General features: G+C 74.2%; 16 protein-coding genes and 1 tRNA gene. 8 read left to right on the top strand and 9 right to left on the bottom strand.

From position 1 onward, the window contains the following. Window positions 1–8: 8 nt before the first annotated feature. Both IGA62_RS16375 and IGA62_RS16370 read left to right on the top strand, forming a co-directional pair. Window positions 9–1,139 carry a helix-turn-helix domain-containing protein gene (locus IGA62_RS16375; RefSeq protein WP_145820205.1) on the top strand — a complete coding sequence of 377 codons (1,131 nt, stop codon included), beginning with the start codon at window positions 9–11 and terminating at the stop codon, window positions 1,137–1,139. Further along, complete coding sequence (locus IGA62_RS16370; protein WP_145820207.1) at window positions 1,136–1,714, top strand: HD domain-containing protein; 579 nt, start codon at window positions 1,136–1,138, stop codon at window positions 1,712–1,714. Before IGA62_RS16375 ends, IGA62_RS16370 begins: the two co-directional genes overlap by 4 nt. Window positions 1,715–1,938: 224 nt before the next feature. Here IGA62_RS16370 and IGA62_RS16365 read toward each other — a convergent pair. From IGA62_RS16365 to IGA62_RS16340, 6 genes are all read right to left on the bottom strand, one after another. After that, window positions 1,939–2,012: transfer RNA gene (locus IGA62_RS16365), tRNA-Ala, on the bottom strand. Between the two features lie 251 nt (window positions 2,013–2,263). Further along, window positions 2,264–3,121 carry a hypothetical protein gene (locus IGA62_RS16360; RefSeq protein WP_186500043.1) on the bottom strand — a complete coding sequence of 286 codons (858 nt, stop codon included), beginning with the start codon at window positions 3,119–3,121 and terminating at the stop codon, window positions 2,264–2,266. Window positions 3,122–3,301: 180 nt separating this feature from the next. Further along, entirely contained in the window at window positions 3,302–3,943 is a 642-nt protein-coding gene (locus IGA62_RS16355; protein ID WP_145822184.1) for a GNAT family N-acetyltransferase, read from the bottom strand. 16 nt (window positions 3,944–3,959) lie between these two features. Then, window positions 3,960–5,276 carry a molybdopterin molybdotransferase MoeA gene (locus IGA62_RS16350; RefSeq protein WP_145820211.1) on the bottom strand — a complete coding sequence of 439 codons (1,317 nt, stop codon included), beginning with the start codon at window positions 5,274–5,276 and terminating at the stop codon, window positions 3,960–3,962. Next, window positions 5,273–6,235 carry a UTP--glucose-1-phosphate uridylyltransferase gene (locus IGA62_RS16345; RefSeq protein WP_145820213.1) on the bottom strand — a complete coding sequence of 321 codons (963 nt, stop codon included), beginning with the start codon at window positions 6,233–6,235 and terminating at the stop codon, window positions 5,273–5,275. The genes IGA62_RS16350 and IGA62_RS16345 overlap by 4 nt, the downstream gene beginning before the upstream one ends. Before the next feature lie 9 nt (window positions 6,236–6,244). Beyond that, entirely contained in the window at window positions 6,245–8,425 is a 2,181-nt protein-coding gene (locus IGA62_RS16340) for a diguanylate cyclase (protein ID WP_186500052.1), read from the bottom strand. Between the two features lie 83 nt (window positions 8,426–8,508). Between IGA62_RS16340 and IGA62_RS16335 the strand changes: the two genes are divergently transcribed. The 3 genes from IGA62_RS16335 to IGA62_RS16325 all read left to right on the top strand — a co-directional run bounded on the left by IGA62_RS16335 (window position 8,509) and on the right by IGA62_RS16325 (window position 10,362). After that, complete coding sequence (locus IGA62_RS16335; protein WP_145820215.1) at window positions 8,509–9,129, top strand: 5-formyltetrahydrofolate cyclo-ligase; 621 nt, start codon at window positions 8,509–8,511, stop codon at window positions 9,127–9,129. Between the two features lie 93 nt (window positions 9,130–9,222). Further along, the gene (locus tag IGA62_RS16330) at window positions 9,223–9,591 is read left to right on the top strand and encodes an FmdB family zinc ribbon protein (protein WP_145820217.1); all 369 of its coding nucleotides are present in this window, start codon (window positions 9,223–9,225) and stop codon (window positions 9,589–9,591) included. A 201-nt stretch (window positions 9,592–9,792) separates the two neighbouring features. Beyond that, a complete protein-coding gene (locus IGA62_RS16325; RefSeq protein ID WP_145820219.1) occupies window positions 9,793–10,362 on the top strand; it encodes a flagellar biosynthesis protein FlgA in 570 nt (189 codons plus the stop codon). Between the two features lie 15 nt (window positions 10,363–10,377). Here IGA62_RS16325 and IGA62_RS16320 read toward each other — a convergent pair whose 3' ends face one another. Further along, window positions 10,378–10,557, bottom strand: coding sequence for a hypothetical protein (locus IGA62_RS16320; protein WP_091456701.1), 180 nt, complete (start codon window positions 10,555–10,557; stop codon window positions 10,378–10,380). Window positions 10,558–10,693: 136 nt separating this feature from the next. On the opposite strand from IGA62_RS16320, the gene IGA62_RS16315 reads away from it, so the two are divergent. Next, window positions 10,694–11,014 carry a hypothetical protein gene (locus IGA62_RS16315; RefSeq protein WP_190289184.1) on the top strand — a complete coding sequence of 107 codons (321 nt, stop codon included), beginning with the start codon at window positions 10,694–10,696 and terminating at the stop codon, window positions 11,012–11,014. Between the two features lie 4 nt (window positions 11,015–11,018). On the opposite strand, the gene IGA62_RS16310 is transcribed toward IGA62_RS16315, so the two are convergent. Then, window positions 11,019–11,501 carry a DUF2231 domain-containing protein gene (locus tag IGA62_RS16310; RefSeq protein WP_145820221.1) on the bottom strand — a complete coding sequence of 161 codons (483 nt, stop codon included), beginning with the start codon at window positions 11,499–11,501 and terminating at the stop codon, window positions 11,019–11,021. Window positions 11,502–11,677: 176 nt separating this feature from the next. Here IGA62_RS16310 and IGA62_RS16305 point away from each other — a divergent pair, with 176 nt between their 5' ends. Then, the gene (locus IGA62_RS16305) at window positions 11,678–12,106 is read left to right on the top strand and encodes a Fur family transcriptional regulator (RefSeq protein ID WP_145820223.1); all 429 of its coding nucleotides are present in this window, start codon (window positions 11,678–11,680) and stop codon (window positions 12,104–12,106) included. 44 nt (window positions 12,107–12,150) lie between these two features. After that, the gene (locus tag IGA62_RS16300; RefSeq protein WP_145820225.1) at window positions 12,151–13,014 is read left to right on the top strand and encodes an oxygenase MpaB family protein; all 864 of its coding nucleotides are present in this window, start codon (window positions 12,151–12,153) and stop codon (window positions 13,012–13,014) included. Between the two features lie 12 nt (window positions 13,015–13,026). Here IGA62_RS16300 and IGA62_RS16295 read toward each other — a convergent pair whose 3' ends face one another. After that, complete coding sequence (locus IGA62_RS16295) at window positions 13,027–13,866, bottom strand: RecB family exonuclease (protein ID WP_145822186.1); 840 nt, start codon at window positions 13,864–13,866, stop codon at window positions 13,027–13,029. Between the last annotated feature and the right edge of the window lie 39 nt (window positions 13,867–13,905).

The following is a 13,905-nucleotide window of genomic DNA, read 5'->3' as shown; positions in this document are numbered from 1 at the left end:
GGATATCGATGACGCAGTTCGAACGATCCGCCCTGACGCGCGGCGATGTGACCGGCTACCTGCTGAAGCTGATTCGGGAATCCATACCCCTGACACAGGAACAGCTCGGCGTGGAACTCGGCGTCGACCGTGCGACCGTCCAGAGCTGGGAATCAGGACGGCGGCCCTTCCTCGCCGTCCCGTTCGGTCAGGCCGTCAGAACTCGACAAAGGCTCGGCAGCCTCGGGGCGAACCCAGTACTGCTCGATGCCGTCGCGGACGCGACCGAAGCGGATGTCATCCTCGCGGCCATCCTCGACCCGAGGATCGAGCAGGCAGACATCACCACGCAGCCCCTCGGCTCCGCTGTGCTCACCCACCGACTGACCGATTTGATCCTCTGGGCGGTGCTCGGCCAGACACCGACTTTCATCAGAAGTCTCCCGACCTCCCGCCGTCGACGCGGCCCCGTTGCCTCCGGTCCGACCCTCTACGCCGAGGAACAGCGTGCCTTCTTCACCAACCTGCACGTCCTCGCCGAACGCGCCACAGGTCAGCGCCGTCCGAAGGTGCTGCTCCACCGGCAGGCGTGCTTCCTCGCCGGCATGGACCCCACCGGCGCCTCCGCCGCCTGGCTCGCCCACAGCAACGCCCGCAAGGCGCACCGGGTGACCACCTTCCACACCTGGTCACCGCTGTGGCCCGACGCCCGCTCCGTCGTCACCTCCCTGGCCAACCAGGGAGACCCCGAGCCGCTACGGGAATTCATCGCTTACGCGCACCCCGACGACGCCTGCCAACGGGCGGCCCTCAACTACTCGGCCTACTGGGTCGGCGAAATTCCCTACCGCCAACCCGACGACTCCTTCATGCCCACCACCAACACCGACTGGCGCGGCACCCGACTTCTGCGCCACCTGGTCGAACGTCTCGACGCCGATCACCCGTTCATAGACCTCAACATCCACAACCTGTGGGCACTGCTCACCGCCCGACGCGGACTCGTCCACGACCACCCCACCACCGGACAGGCCCTCGCCGACCACGCCATCACAATCCTCGACAGTGACCGGATCTCCGCACAGTCCCGGCAGGAACTAACCTCTATCGTCTACAGCCTGCGGACAGAGGGAATCACCGGCACAGGGACGGGCAGATGAGCGACGACCACGACGCCGCAGCGATGAGGTTCATCTTCGAGGCCGGCGTCCTCAAACGCGCGGCCCGCACCGGCTGGTGGTTCGTCGGCGTCAAGCACCCCGAATCCATCGCCGAACACTCCCACCGCACCGCCCTGATCGGAATGATCCTCGCCGCCATGGAAGGAGCTGACCCTGCCCGGGTGACGATGCTTTGCGTCCTGCACGACACCCAGGAAACCCGGATCACCGACATCCCCCACATCGCCAAGCGCTACCTCGCCGCCGCGCCCAACACCACCGTCACCGCAGACCAGGTCGCCGACTGCCCACCCGCCGTCATCGACACCATCACCGCCGCCGTGACCGAATACGAAACCGGCGAAACCCGCGAAGCCATCGTTGCCCGTGACGCCGACAAACTCGAATGCCTCGTCCAAGCCGTTGAGTACCGCCACCAAGGCTTCGGCAACGTCCAACGCTGGATCGACAGCTCCCGCGCCGCACTCAAAACCGCATCCGCGCACCGCCTCGCCGACGCCGCGCTGACCGGACAGCCCCTCGGCTGGCTCACACCAGCTCCGAAACCGGAATAGCTGACCCCTTGCTGGTAAGCCTCTGGGCGCTCCGTCCAGCGGGTTCGTCAGCGTCTCTGGCCTCGGGCTACCGTCCGGCACCGCTCGGGAGAGTCTTTGGCTCCGTCCGCGCCGGTTACTCTCGCCGCTGCTGTCGACATCTACGGGAGCCGCTGCTGTACTTCGCTGCTGCACAAGATCGAAAAAGGCCGTCTCCGACTGGCGGAAACGGCCTTTGAACTGGGTGGAGCTGAGGGGATTTGAACCCCTGACCCCCTCGATGCGAACGAGGTGCGCTACCGGTCTGCGCCACAGCCCCTCCGCCGGCGAACCGGCTTCGGCCCCACCCGGCGTTCACCGGGCGGGCCGGCGACAAGGCTAACAGGTCCCCCGCCCCGAGAGCGAATCGCCCCGCCCTCCCGGGGGATCGTGGTGGGAAACGGCCCCCAGGAGGGCCGAAAGGCACCACGATCCGGCGCTCGGGAGGGTGCCCCGTCTGTGCGGGCAGCTCTACAGGACCAACGACCCGACCCGCCGCCCTTGACGACCACCGGGGGCGGTCGGGCGGGATCAGCGGCGGGACTGGTAGGGGCGGCCGCGCAGCCCGCCGGTGCGGCGGTAGGAGACCGAGCCGCCCCCGCTGGCCGCCGCCGGCAGGTCGTCGGGGCGGTCCAGGCCCATGGCGGTACGCCGTACCGCCTCGCGCTGGGCCGCCAGGCGGCGCTGCTGCTCCCGGCGGGCGGCGGCACGGCGGGCCTGTTCCCGGCGTACCTCGGCCTGCCGGGCGGCCAGCCAGGCCGCCTCCCGGGCCCGCGCCCGCCGCCGACGGCGCTCGGCCACCGCCCGCGCCCGCAGGTGGACGACGTACGCGACGAGCAGGGTGCCGGTGACCGAAACACTGATCCAGAACCCGGGGCCGGCCACGACCACGCCGATCAGCTCGACGAAGTTGAGCAGCAGCAGCGCGGCCAGCACCCGGCGACGGCGGTAGATCACCGGAGGGTGCTGCCGGCGCGGCGGTCGGCGGCGGGGGCGTCCGGGGGCGGGGGGCACGGCGCGTAGCCGCCCGGAGCGGCGGCCGGAGCCCCGGCCGGGTGAGCCGCCCCGGGGCGTACCCGATTCGGCGGCCGGGCCGGCGGCGGTCGGCGCGACGGCCGACGGACCGGCGGTCGACGCGGAGCGGACGGCGGTGGTCCCGCCCGCGCCGTCCGGACCGAGCGTGACCACCAGGGAACGGGACGGGTTCACCGGGCGGCGTCCGGGCACAGTGCGGCGCCGTCGGCGGCGCTGGAGCACCCGCGCCGTCGACTGCGCCCGCTCCGCCACCAGCCGCTCGGTGGCGTCGTACCGACGCACGAGCGCCGGGGCGAGAGCCAGCAGGCCGGCGGCGGCGAGGACGGCGAGGAGCACCGAGGTCGGCACCCTCACCCCTCCCGTCACCGAAGTTCGGACATTCGCGTGCCGGCCGCACGATCTTCGACCGGACATCGCCCGTTCCGCCGATCATGCGGTCACCGCAGCGCTTGCCACAGCTTGCAGTTACTTGAGGTTACGGGCGACCAAGCAGGAAGATTGTGCGCCGCGCCGGATTGTCGACGGTGGGACAGATCATCCGGCGGCGGCGCGTACCCGGTGCCAGCGGGCCAGCAGGCCGCCCTCGGCGGCCACCTCCTCGCTGGTCATCGCGTATCCGATGTGGTCGCGCCACGCGCCGTCGATGTGCATGTACCGCTGGTGGTACGCCTCCTCGCGGAAGCCGAGCTTCTCCACCACCCGCCGGGACGGCCCGTTCTCCGGGCGGATGTTCACCTCGACCCGGTGCAGTCCACCCGGGCCGAAGGCGTGGTCGACGGCGAGCGCCAACGCGGTGGGGATCACCCCGCGCCCGGCCACCCGACTGTCCACCCAGTAGCCGACGTAGCCGGAGCAGAACGCGCGCCGGACGATGTTGCCGATGTTCAGGTGCCCGACCAGGCGCTCGCGCCCGTTCTCATGCAGACAGACCGCGAAGGGCATCCCATCACCGACGCGCGCGGACCGGCGCTGGTCACGGTGGACGTAGCGGAACGCGGCGGGTGAGTTCATCTCGTCCCAGCGGCCGGGCACCGAGGACTCCCAGGGCGCCAGCCAGGCCCGGTTCGCCCGGCGTACCTCCGACCAGGCTGCCGCGTCCGAGCGGCGGTACGGCCGCAGCACCACCGGGCCGTCGGCGAGGACGGCCGGCCAGCCGGGGACGTTGCCGAACAGCATCCCGATCATCGCCCGCTCACCGGCGACGGTCCAGCAGCAGCACGTCCACGGTGGAACCGGCCGCGGCCGTGGTGACCCGCTCGCCGAGGACCATCAGCCCGTTCGCCTCGGCCAGTCCGGAGAGGGTGAACGGACCGCCCGGCAGCGGCTGGACGGTGTAGCCGCCGCCGCGCCGCTCGGCCACGTGCGCGGGGCGGAACTCCCGCAGCCCACCGGGGGACGTGATGGTTTCCAACAGGTGCGCGCGGACGCTCGGCCGGAACACCGGTTCCGCCCCGGCGAGCAGGTTGATCGCGGGACGGGCCAGCACCTCGAAGCCGATCATCGCGGCACCGGGCTCACCGGGCAGACAGACCACCGGCACCTCCTCGGCTCCGACCGTACCGAATCCGAGGGACGTACCGGGATAGAGGGCGACCTCGGTGAAGGTGACCGGGCCGGCCCGGCCGCCCTCCCGGCGGGTGAGGATCCGGCGGACCATGTCGCCCGGCCCGGTGCCGGTGCCGCCGGTGGTGATGATCAGGTCGGCCCGCAGCGTCTGGTCCTCCAGCAGGCCGCGCAGCGCCTCCGGGTCGTCGTCGCAGATACCCACCCGGTACGCCAGCGCGCCCACCTCCGCGGCGGCGGCGGTCAACGCGTGCGAGTTGGCGTCCACGACCTGCCCGGGCTGGCTGCCCCGGCCCACGTCGACCAGCTCGTCCCCGGTGGCCACGATGACCACCCGGGGGCTGGGGCGGACCACCACGTGCCCGAGCCCGGTGGCGGCGAAGACCGCGACCAGCGCCGGGGAGACGTACGTGCCGGCGCGGGCGAGCAGCGTGCCGGCGGGCAGCTCCTCACCGGCCCGGCGGACCCCGTACCCGCGCTTGGGTACGCGGAAGATCTCGACGGCGGCCATGCCCTGGTCGGTCCACTCCACCGGGACCACCACGTCCGCGCCGGACGGCAGCGGCGCGCCGGCCGCCACCGAGAAGCACGAGCCGGGGGTGAGCCGGACCGGCCGCCAGCTGGCCGCGCCGAGGTCACCGACCACGTTCAGCCGGACGGTACGGCCGCTCGGCGATCCGGCGCGGCCCGGGGCGTACCCGACGCCCCGGCCCGCACCGGAACCGATGTCCTCCCAGCGTGCCGCGTACCCGTCGACCGCGGCCTGGTCGAAGGCCGGGTACGAGTGCGGCGCGACGACGTCCTCGGCGAGGACGTTGCCGTACGCCTGGGTGAGGTCGAGGTCGAGCGGAGGCAGCGCGCGTAACCTGCGCAGCACGCTGCCCAGGTAGTCGGCGAGCGGCGTCAACTCGTTCGCGGCCGCCTCGGCGTCGGCCGTCGCGGTCATGTACTAGGACCGCCCGACGCGTCGGAGGCGACGAACTCCCCCAGCCACTTGCGGAACTCGTCGCCCAGGTCCTCCCGCTCACTGGCGATCTGCACCACGGTCTGGAGGTAGCCCAGCGGCATGCCGGTGTCGTAGCGGGTGCCCCGGTAGACGATGGCGTGCACCGGTGTGCCCTCGCTGCGCAGCAGCTCCATCGCGTCGGTGAGCTGGATCTCCCCGCCGCTGCCCGGCCCGGTCCGCCGGATCGCGTCGAAGATCGTGCCGGGCAGCACGTACCGGCCGAGGACGGCCAGGTTGCTCGGGGCCTCCTCCGGCTTCGGCTTCTCCACCATGCCGGTCACCCGGACGACCTCGCCGACGTCGGTCAGCTCCGGCTCGGCCGGTTCCACCGAGGCGATGCCGTACCGCTTGGTCTCGGCCGGGTCGACCTCGAAGAAGGCGAGCACGATGCCGCCGGTGCGGGCCTGGAGTTCCAGCATGGCCGGCAGCAGCGGCTCGGACGGCTTGACGAACTCGTCGCCGAGGAGCACCGCGAAGGGCTGGTCGCCGACGTGGGACTCGGCGTACCCGACGGCGTGACCGAGACCGAGCTGCTCGGGCTGCCGACAGGTGTAGATCTCGGCCAGCTCGCTGGGGCGGCGGACGGCGGCCAGCCGTTCCGCGTCGCCCTTCTCCTCCAGCCGGGCCTCCAGGTCGGGTCGGCGGTCGAAGTGGTCGACCATCGAGGTCTTGCCCCGGCCGGTGATCAGCAGGACGTCGCCGATCCCGGCCTGGGTGGCCTCCTCGACGATGTACTGCAACACCGGCCGGTCGACCACCGGCAGCAGCTCCTTGGGCACCGCCTTCGTCGCAGGCAGGAACCGGGTGGCCAGACCCGCGGCCGGGATGACGGCCTTGACCGCCCTCCGGCGGCCGGTCGAGGTGGACGCCGTTGAAGGATTCGCTGGTTGCTCCGACATGTCGCGAGACTATCGGCCACGGCTCTGTCGCGGCGGGTGTGGCCCGGAAGACGCGCCGCCGTCGGCCGCGTGACGCGTACCTCCCCCGGCACCCGCGCGGGGCATACCGTCCTCGGGTGGGGCCGCCCCCGCCCGGACCGTGATCTCCTCGGCCGTGGGGCGGACCGGCACCGGGGCCACCCGGTACGTGTCCCGGCCGGCCGCCTTCGCCGCGTACAGGGCGGCGTCGGCGGCGTCGAGCACCTGCTGGGCGGTGCTGGCGTGGTCGGGGTAGACGGCGATGCCCACCGACACGGTCACCGGGATCCGCACCGGTCCGGCCCCGGGCCCGCCGGAACGCGACTCCGTGACGATCGGGCTGTCCCGGACCGCCGCGCCGAGCCGCTCCGCCACGATCGCCGCGCCCCGCGCGTCGGTCTCCGGTAGCAGCAGCACGAACTCCTCGCCGCCCTGCCGGAAGGCCAGGTCCACCTCGCGGATCTCGCCGCGTACCCGGCGGGCGAACTCGACCAGCACAGCGTCGCCGACGGCGTGCCCGTACGTGTCGTTGACCTTCTTGAACAGGTCCAGGTCCAGGGCGAGGACGCTGAGCATCCGGCCGAACCGGCTGGCCCGTTCCACCTCCCGACGGATCGACTCGCGCAGGTAGCGGTAGTTCCAGAGCCCGGTGAGCGGGTCGGTCAGCGAGAGCCGCTGCGCCTCCTCGTGGACCCGGACGTTCTCCACCGCCACCGCCGCGTGCCCGGCGAACGTCCGCAGGGTCACCAGGTCGTCGTCGTCGAACCCGTCGGCGCCGAGCCGGTCGTAGAGGACCAGCACGCCGAGCGTGCCCGGGGCGGCCTCCCCGGTGACAGCGGCCCGCCCGGGGACGTCGGCCGCCGCGCCGGGCGCGGCGAAGGGCACCGCCACGTACGTCCGGCCCGGCTCGCCCGGTGGCGTGTCTCCCGGTTCGACCCGGCCACGCCGGGGCTCGCCGGTGGCCGCCACCGCTCCCACCACCCCACTGCCCACCGGCACCCGCAGTGCGGCCGGCTCCGGGGCTTCGTCGTCGCCGTCCGACCCGGCCAGGCAGCGTCCGACGAGGACGTCGTCCTCCTCCACCAGCAGCACCGCGCCGGACCGCGCGCCGGTCGCCGCGATCGCGCTGTGCAGGATGACCCGGAGGATGCGGTCCAGGTCGTGGGTGCTGGCGAGGGTGTCGCCGAGCACGGCGAGGTGGCCGCGCATCTGGTCCCGGCTGCTGGTCAGGGCGGCCACGTAGGACTGGGTCTCCCGGGTCATCCGGTTGAACGTGCCGGCCAGCCGGCCGATCTCGTCGTGGCTGCGCACCGGCACCCGGGCGGTCAGATCCCCCCGGGCGACCCGGTCGACGGCGTGCGCCAGCTCGGCCAGCGGTCGGGTGGTCACCCGGGCCAGCCGCCCCGCGGCGAGCACGGCGAGCAGCCCGGCGAGCAGGACCGCGGCGACCAGGGCCGCGTGCAGGCCCGGTGACTGGTCGCTCGGGACGGAGAGGAGCAGGGGCAGCGGCTGGCCGGGGACCGGGCCGGCACGACGGACGTACCGCCCGGCACCGGTGCCGGTGACCCGGTCGTCGCCGACCGGGGCGGCGGCGGCCAGCACCTCGTCACGTACCCCGGCCGCCTCGGTGGTCTGCGCGATGCCGGCGTCGCCGGTGAGGAGCGTGACCTCGACGCCGGTGACCGCGGCGAGCCGGGCCACGAAGCCCGGGTCGACGAGCTGGGCGGCGGCGACCCGGCCCAGCATGGCCCCGGCCTGGTCGCGCAGCTCCACCTCGGCGGTGAGCGCCCGGATCGGGCCGTCGGACCGGCGGGGGCCGGCGCAGTCCAGCCAGGGGCGCTCCGGCGCGCCGGGCGTGGTGTAGGCGGTCCCCCCGGTCACGTCGGTGACCAGGACGGCGGCGGCGAGTCCCCGGCTGACCACCTGGGTGGCGGCGCCCGCCCGGCCGACCGGGTCCGCGCCGCGCAGCGCCACCGCGTCGGCGGCGGCCCGCAGTTGCTGGCAGAGAGCGTCGACGGAGGTCCGGACGGCCCCGACGGCCAGCCCGAGCCGTTCGGCGGAGCGCCGCTGGTCGACCGTGGCCAGTGTGGTGCCGACGAAGAACGCCCCGAGCAGGACCGGACCGAGCACCACCGTGAGGAAGGCTGCGGTCAACCGCCCGCGTAGCGTCACTCTTCCCCCCGGAAGTCCTACGCCCGATGCTGCGATGCTGACACAGCGGCACCGCGGAACGAGCGTTGCGTCAGGAGTGTTGCGTGACGGATTTTTCTGATGAAGCGGAAGCGACCTCCGGGACGAAGCCCCGGACCCGCGCGGAGCTGCTCGCGCGCCGCCGGGCCCTGGGTGCCGTCGAGCGGGCCGCCGCAGCCGCCGCCGTCGGGGGCACGCTTGTCGATCTGGTACGCCGGCTGCGCCCGCGCCGGATGACCGGGTACGTGCCGGTGGGCTCCGAGCCGGGCGGGCCCGACCTGCCGGAGGTGCTGCGCGGGGCGCTCCCGGATGGGGCGGAGCTGCTGCTGCCGGTGCTCCTCGCGGATCTCGACCTGGACTGGGCCGGGTACGCCGGTCCGGACGCCCTGGTCGCGGCGGGCCGGGGGATGCGGGAGCCGGCCGGTCCCCGGTTGGGGCGGGCGGCGGTGGCCGGGGCGGAGCTGGTGGTGGTGCCGGCGCTGGCGGTGGACCGGCGGGGGATCCGGCTCGGTCGGGGCGGCGGGTCGTACGACCGGGCGCTGGCCCGGGTGCCCGCCGGGGCGTGGACGGTCGCCCTGCTGCACGACGGCGAGTTGGTCGACCGGCTGCCCGCCGAGCCGCACGACCGGCCGGTCCGGGCGGTGGTCACGCCGACCGGCGGGCTACGGGAGTTGACCACGGCTTGACCACACCGGCTGGACGAACCCGGGTCGGATGACGCACCATTGGCACTCGAACAGGTCGAGTGCCAACAGGCCGTGCCAGATCCGGAGGAAGACGTGCCCACGTACCAGTACGCCTGCACCGCGTGCGGCCACCAGCTCGAGGCGGTGCAGTCCTTCTCTGACGAGCCGTTGACCGAGTGCCCGGCGTGTACGGGTCGGCTGCGCAAGCTGTTCAACTCGGTCGGCATCGTCTTCAAGGGCTCCGGCTTCTACCGGACCGACTCGCGTTCCTCGGGTTCGGACTCGCTGACCGGCGGCAAGACGGGCAAGTCCGAGTCGTCGAACGGCTCGTCCGGCGGCGACTCCGGCTCGTCGTCCTCCTCGTCGTCCTCGTCGTCCTCCCCTGCCAGCGGCAACGGCTCCGGCGGCTCGTCGGGCGGCTCCTCGACGGCCAAGGCCCCCGCCGCCAGTTCCTCCTCCTGACCGCCTCCGGCACCGGCGAGGCCCTGCCATAGCAGATCCACTCCGCCGCCGGGGCGTCGTCCACAGGCACGCGGGTCGTCCACAGGCGGCCCGCGTCGCCGTCTCCCGCCGCCTAACCTGCTGACCCGGCGCGTTCCCGCGTCGATCCGGCGACGACCGGGGCGGACCAGCGGGTCGCCGCCACGGGTGAGGGAGGCGGGCATGCGCTTCGGCCGTACGGTCGGCGAAAGGTCACTACGTCCGGTCCGGTGGCCGGCCCGGCCCGGTGCGGGCACGCTGCTGCGGGCGGGGCTCGTCGCCACGCTCCTCGGGCTGGCCGCCGCCGTCCTGACCACCCCGCCCGGATGCGCTCCGGTCCCCGGTGCGGCTCCCGCCGGCACGGCCGCCCCGACCGGCTCCTCCGCCTCCTCGGCCCCGACCGGTACCGACCCGTCCGGCCCGCCAGCGGTGGCAGCGGGGGAAGGACGCGGGGACCGGACCGGTGGGTCGCTTCCGCTGCCCGACGGCACGGTCGGGGTGCCGGTCCGCCTGGCCGAGCCGGCCGCCCTCGCCGTCGTGGGCCCCGGGAGCCGGGTGGACCTGCTGGCGCTGCCCGCCGCCGGACCGGTCACGACCGTCCTGCTCGCCTCCGGGGCGCTGGTCCTCGACGTGGTCGGCGCGGGCGAACTGGACGGCTCGTCCGCGCTCTACCTGGCGCTCGCACCACCGCAGGCGCAACGGGTGGTGGGGCAACCCGAGGGCAGCCGGTTCGCGGTCGTCGTGCGCGGCTGACCGGCACGGGGGATCTCAGTCCCAGTGCGGCGGGCGCTCGGCGAGCAGCCGGTCGTCGTTGCCGCCGGTGGACTCACCCCAGCCCCGGTCGGTGTCGTCCGTGGTCTGCTCGGGCAGCACCACGAAGTCGTCGCCCAGGTCGACGACGCGGTCGTCGTCGCCGGGCGTGTGCAGCAGCCGATCCTCCGTGCTCACGAGCAGAGCGTAACCGAGCGCGGAGTGGTGCGGCCCGGGACCGGGCGGGACGACCGCCCACGGCGCGGCCCCGCCACGGTCGTCCCGCGCGCCGCGTCCCGGTGCCGCACGCCGGCTCCCGGTAGCGTCGGACGGCGTGACGACGCCCCACGGTTCCGAGGACGACTACTGGCGTCGGCCGCCGGACGGCGAGCCCGCGCCACCGGCGACCCCGCCGACGGCCGCCCCGCCGGCCAGCGGTTACGCCGGCCCCCCGCCCACCACCGCGCCCCCGCCGGGCTGGCGTCCACCGCTGCACCTGCTGCCCCCGCCGCCACGCCGGCTCCCTGGGCAGGACGCCGACGCGCTGGACGCCGCCGAACAGCGGGCCCAGCGGGTCACCCAGGTCGTGGGAGCGGTGGTCGGGGTGGTGCTGCTGGTGGTGATCTGCCTGCTCTGCTCGCGGGTGCTGTCCTGAGGGGTCAGGCCACGCCGTCCCAGACCGCGCGGGCACCCGTCTCACCGGTCAGGTAGACGTAGGCCATCGCGAGCACCGCCAGGGCGACCACCACGACCGTCAGCACCACCGGCAGCCAGGACGGCAGTGACCGGGCGCGGGCCCGCCCGCTCGTCACCAGCAGCAACGCGACCGCCGCGACGGCCAGCCCCAGGGTGGCCCGGAACAGCAGGTCGCCGTAACCGGAGTGGGTCTCGACCTGGGAGAGGATCTCCGGCGGGTAGCCACCGTCCCGGAGCACCTTCTCGAACGCCTCGCCGGACTCGGTCGCCACCCAGGCGAGCACGGGCGTCACCACCGCGAGCACCCCCACCGCCCAGCCGAGGCGGTCGCGCCACCGGGGCAGCACCCCGTACGCGACGGCCAGCAACGCCAGCAACGGCACGAACACCACGACGGCGTGCACGACCAGGACGTGTACCGGCAACCCTGCGACCGTCTCGAACACCCGCCACCTCCGATGGTTCCGCGCCCAGCAGCGTACGTCGCCTCCGGGTCCCGCCCGCATACACGCGTTCCGTGGGGGTCCGGTTCAGCGCCACCTGCGGTGACCTGGGCTGTGGCCGGGGCCACGTGCTCCGGAGGCGGGGTGGCGGCCCCACGACGGCGTGCTGTGATGAGTCCATGTCCGGTGCCGAGGAACTGCTCAGGTCGAAGGGCCTGCGGGTCACCCGACCCCGGCTCGCCGTCCTCGACGTCCTCGCCGCCGGCGGGCACCTCGAGGTCGACGAGATCACCCGGCGCGTCCGTGAGCGGTTGGACTCGGTCTCCACCCAGGCGGTGTACGACGTGCTCGGCGCGCTCTCCCGGGCCGGCCTGTCCCGCCGGATCGAACCGGCCGGCAGCCCTGCCCGGTTCGAGGCACGCGCCGGGGACAACCACCACCACGTGGTCTGCCGTGGCTGCGGCGACATCGCCGACATCGACTGCGCCGTGGGCAGCGCCCCGTGCCTCGACCCGAACACCGCCCACGGGTTCCAGGTCGACGAGGCGGAGGTCACCTTCTGGGGGCTCTGCCCCGCCTGCCAGACCCGCCGCCGCGCCGACGTCTGAACCGGCGGAAACCGTCGCGTCCACCGGCGTGGCACTCTTGATCGGTGGAATCCGATGACCTCGGCCTCTTCGGTCCCGACTCGGTGACCTGGAAGGTCCACGAGGAACCCGTCCTGCTCGTCGCCGGCCTGCGTGCGCTCTACCTCCAGGCCCTGCACCCCCGGGCGATGGCCGGGGTGGCACAGAACAGCAACTACCGCCGGGACTCATGGGGCCGGCTGCTGCGCACCGCCACCTACGTGGCGACCACGATCTACGGCACCACCGCCGAGGCGGAGGCGGCCGGCCGCCGGCTGAGGAGGCTGCACGCCCGGCTCCGGGCCGTCGACCCGGGCACCGGGGAAGAGTTCCGGGTCGACGAGCCCGACCTGCTCCGCTGGGTGCACGTCACCGAGGTCGAGTCGTTCGTCAGCACCGCCCGGCGGGCCGGGCTGTCGTTGACCGACGCCGAGGTGGACGGCTACTACACCGAGCAGCGCCGGTCGGCGGCCCTGGTCGGGCTGGACCCGGAGACCGTCCCGGGCACGGCGGCCGAGGTGGACGACTACTACCGGCGGATCCGACCGGAGTTGCGGATGACCCGGGAGGCGGCGGAGACCGCGCTCTTCCTCACGGCTCCGCCGCTACCCGGGGGGTTCAGCCTCCCGGTGCGGCTCGGCCTCACCCTCGGCCCACCCCGCTGGGCGTACTTCGGCGTCGCCGGTACGGCGCTGGGGCTGCTGCCCGGCTGGGCCCAGCGGCTCTACGGCGGGCTGGGGCTGCCCACCACCGCCCTCTCGGCCGAGGTGGGCCTGCGGGCGTTGCGGCTGGCGCTGGCCGCCGTTCCCCAGCGTTACCGGGAAGGCCCGCTCCAGCAGGCCGCCAAGGCCCGCGCCGCCCGGCTCGCCGGCCCGGCCGTGCCGGCCTGAGCGGCCCGGCGGTCAGTCCCGTGGGGTTGCTGCCAGGGTCCGTTCCACGGCGGCCCACGGCTCCTGGCCGGAGACCCGCGCCCCGTCGGGACAGATCCGCCGGAAGTCGCACCAGCCGCAGTGCGTGCCGGCGAGGGTGGGGAACGCCTCGTCGGGGCCGGCCCCGTCGGCGACGGACCGCTCGGCGGCCATGATGTCCCGCGCGGTCTGCTCGGCCCGGTCGACCTGCCGGGCGAGGGACTCGGGGGTGTGCTCGTGGGCGGCGACCGTGCCGGTGGGCAGGTGGTGCAGCTCGACCCGGCGGCACGGCCGGCGGAACACCCGCTCGGCGGCGTACGCGTAGAGCGCCAGCGCCTGCGATCCCCGGGCGTCGTCGGCGTCCAGCCCGGCGCGGCCGGTCTTGTAGTCGACGATGACCAGCTCGGGGCCGTCCGGGCCGGGGCGGGAGTCGATCCGGTCGGCGCGGCCGTTGAGCGCCAGCACGGCGGTCTTCGCCGCCACCGTCCGCTCCACCCCGACCGGCTCGTCGGCCGGGTCGAGGGTGTCGACGTACGCCTCCAGCCAGGACAGCGCCCGCCGGAAGGCGGTTCGTTCCTGCTCGTCGTCGCGGTAGCCGTCGCGGACCCAGGTGCCCTTGAGCAGGGCGGCCAGCGCCTCCGGGTGACGCCGGTCGACGGGGATCGCGTACCAGTTCTTCAGGGCGGTGTGCACGCTCGCGCCGAGGGAGTTGTGCGCCCACGGCGGCCCCTTCTGCGGGGCGGGACGGTCGACGTACGAGTAGCGGTAGCGACGGGGGCAGTCGGCGTACGCCCCGAGCTTGCTCGGGGTGCAGACGAAGAGCCGCTCCGGCATGCCGGCGAAGCCGAGCTGCTCGGGCTGCTCGGCACGGGG

Origin of the sequence: Micromonospora sagamiensis (assembly GCF_014680085.1) — a bacterium.
Classification (GTDB): domain Bacteria; phylum Actinomycetota; class Actinomycetes; order Mycobacteriales; family Micromonosporaceae; genus Micromonospora; species Micromonospora inyonensis.
Note: the sequence above shows the minus strand (reverse complement) of the source record. Positions and strands in the feature narration are given on the sequence as shown.

Excerpts from the sequence above, each read along its gene's own strand:
- IGA62_RS16370 (WP_145820207.1), top strand. The coding sequence starts at position 1,136 with ATGAGCGACGACCACGACGCCGCAGCGATGAGGTTCATCTTCGAGGCC.
- IGA62_RS16355 (WP_145822184.1), bottom strand. The coding sequence starts at position 3,943 with ATGCTGTTCGGCAACGTCCCCGGCTGGCCGGCCGTCCTCGCCGACGGC.
- IGA62_RS16305 (WP_145820223.1), top strand. The coding sequence starts at position 11,678 with ATGTCCGGTGCCGAGGAACTGCTCAGGTCGAAGGGCCTGCGGGTCACC.
- IGA62_RS16325 (WP_145820219.1), top strand. The coding sequence starts at position 9,793 with ATGCGCTTCGGCCGTACGGTCGGCGAAAGGTCACTACGTCCGGTCCGG.
- IGA62_RS16375 (WP_145820205.1), top strand. The coding sequence starts at position 9 with ATGACGCAGTTCGAACGATCCGCCCTGACGCGCGGCGATGTGACCGGC.
- IGA62_RS16295 (WP_145822186.1), bottom strand. The coding sequence starts at position 13,866 with ATGCCGGAGCGGCTCTTCGTCTGCACCCCGAGCAAGCTCGGGGCGTAC.
- IGA62_RS16350 (WP_145820211.1), bottom strand. The coding sequence starts at position 5,276 with ATGACCGCGACGGCCGACGCCGAGGCGGCCGCGAACGAGTTGACGCCG.
- IGA62_RS16345 (WP_145820213.1), bottom strand. The coding sequence starts at position 6,235 with ATGTCGGAGCAACCAGCGAATCCTTCAACGGCGTCCACCTCGACCGGC.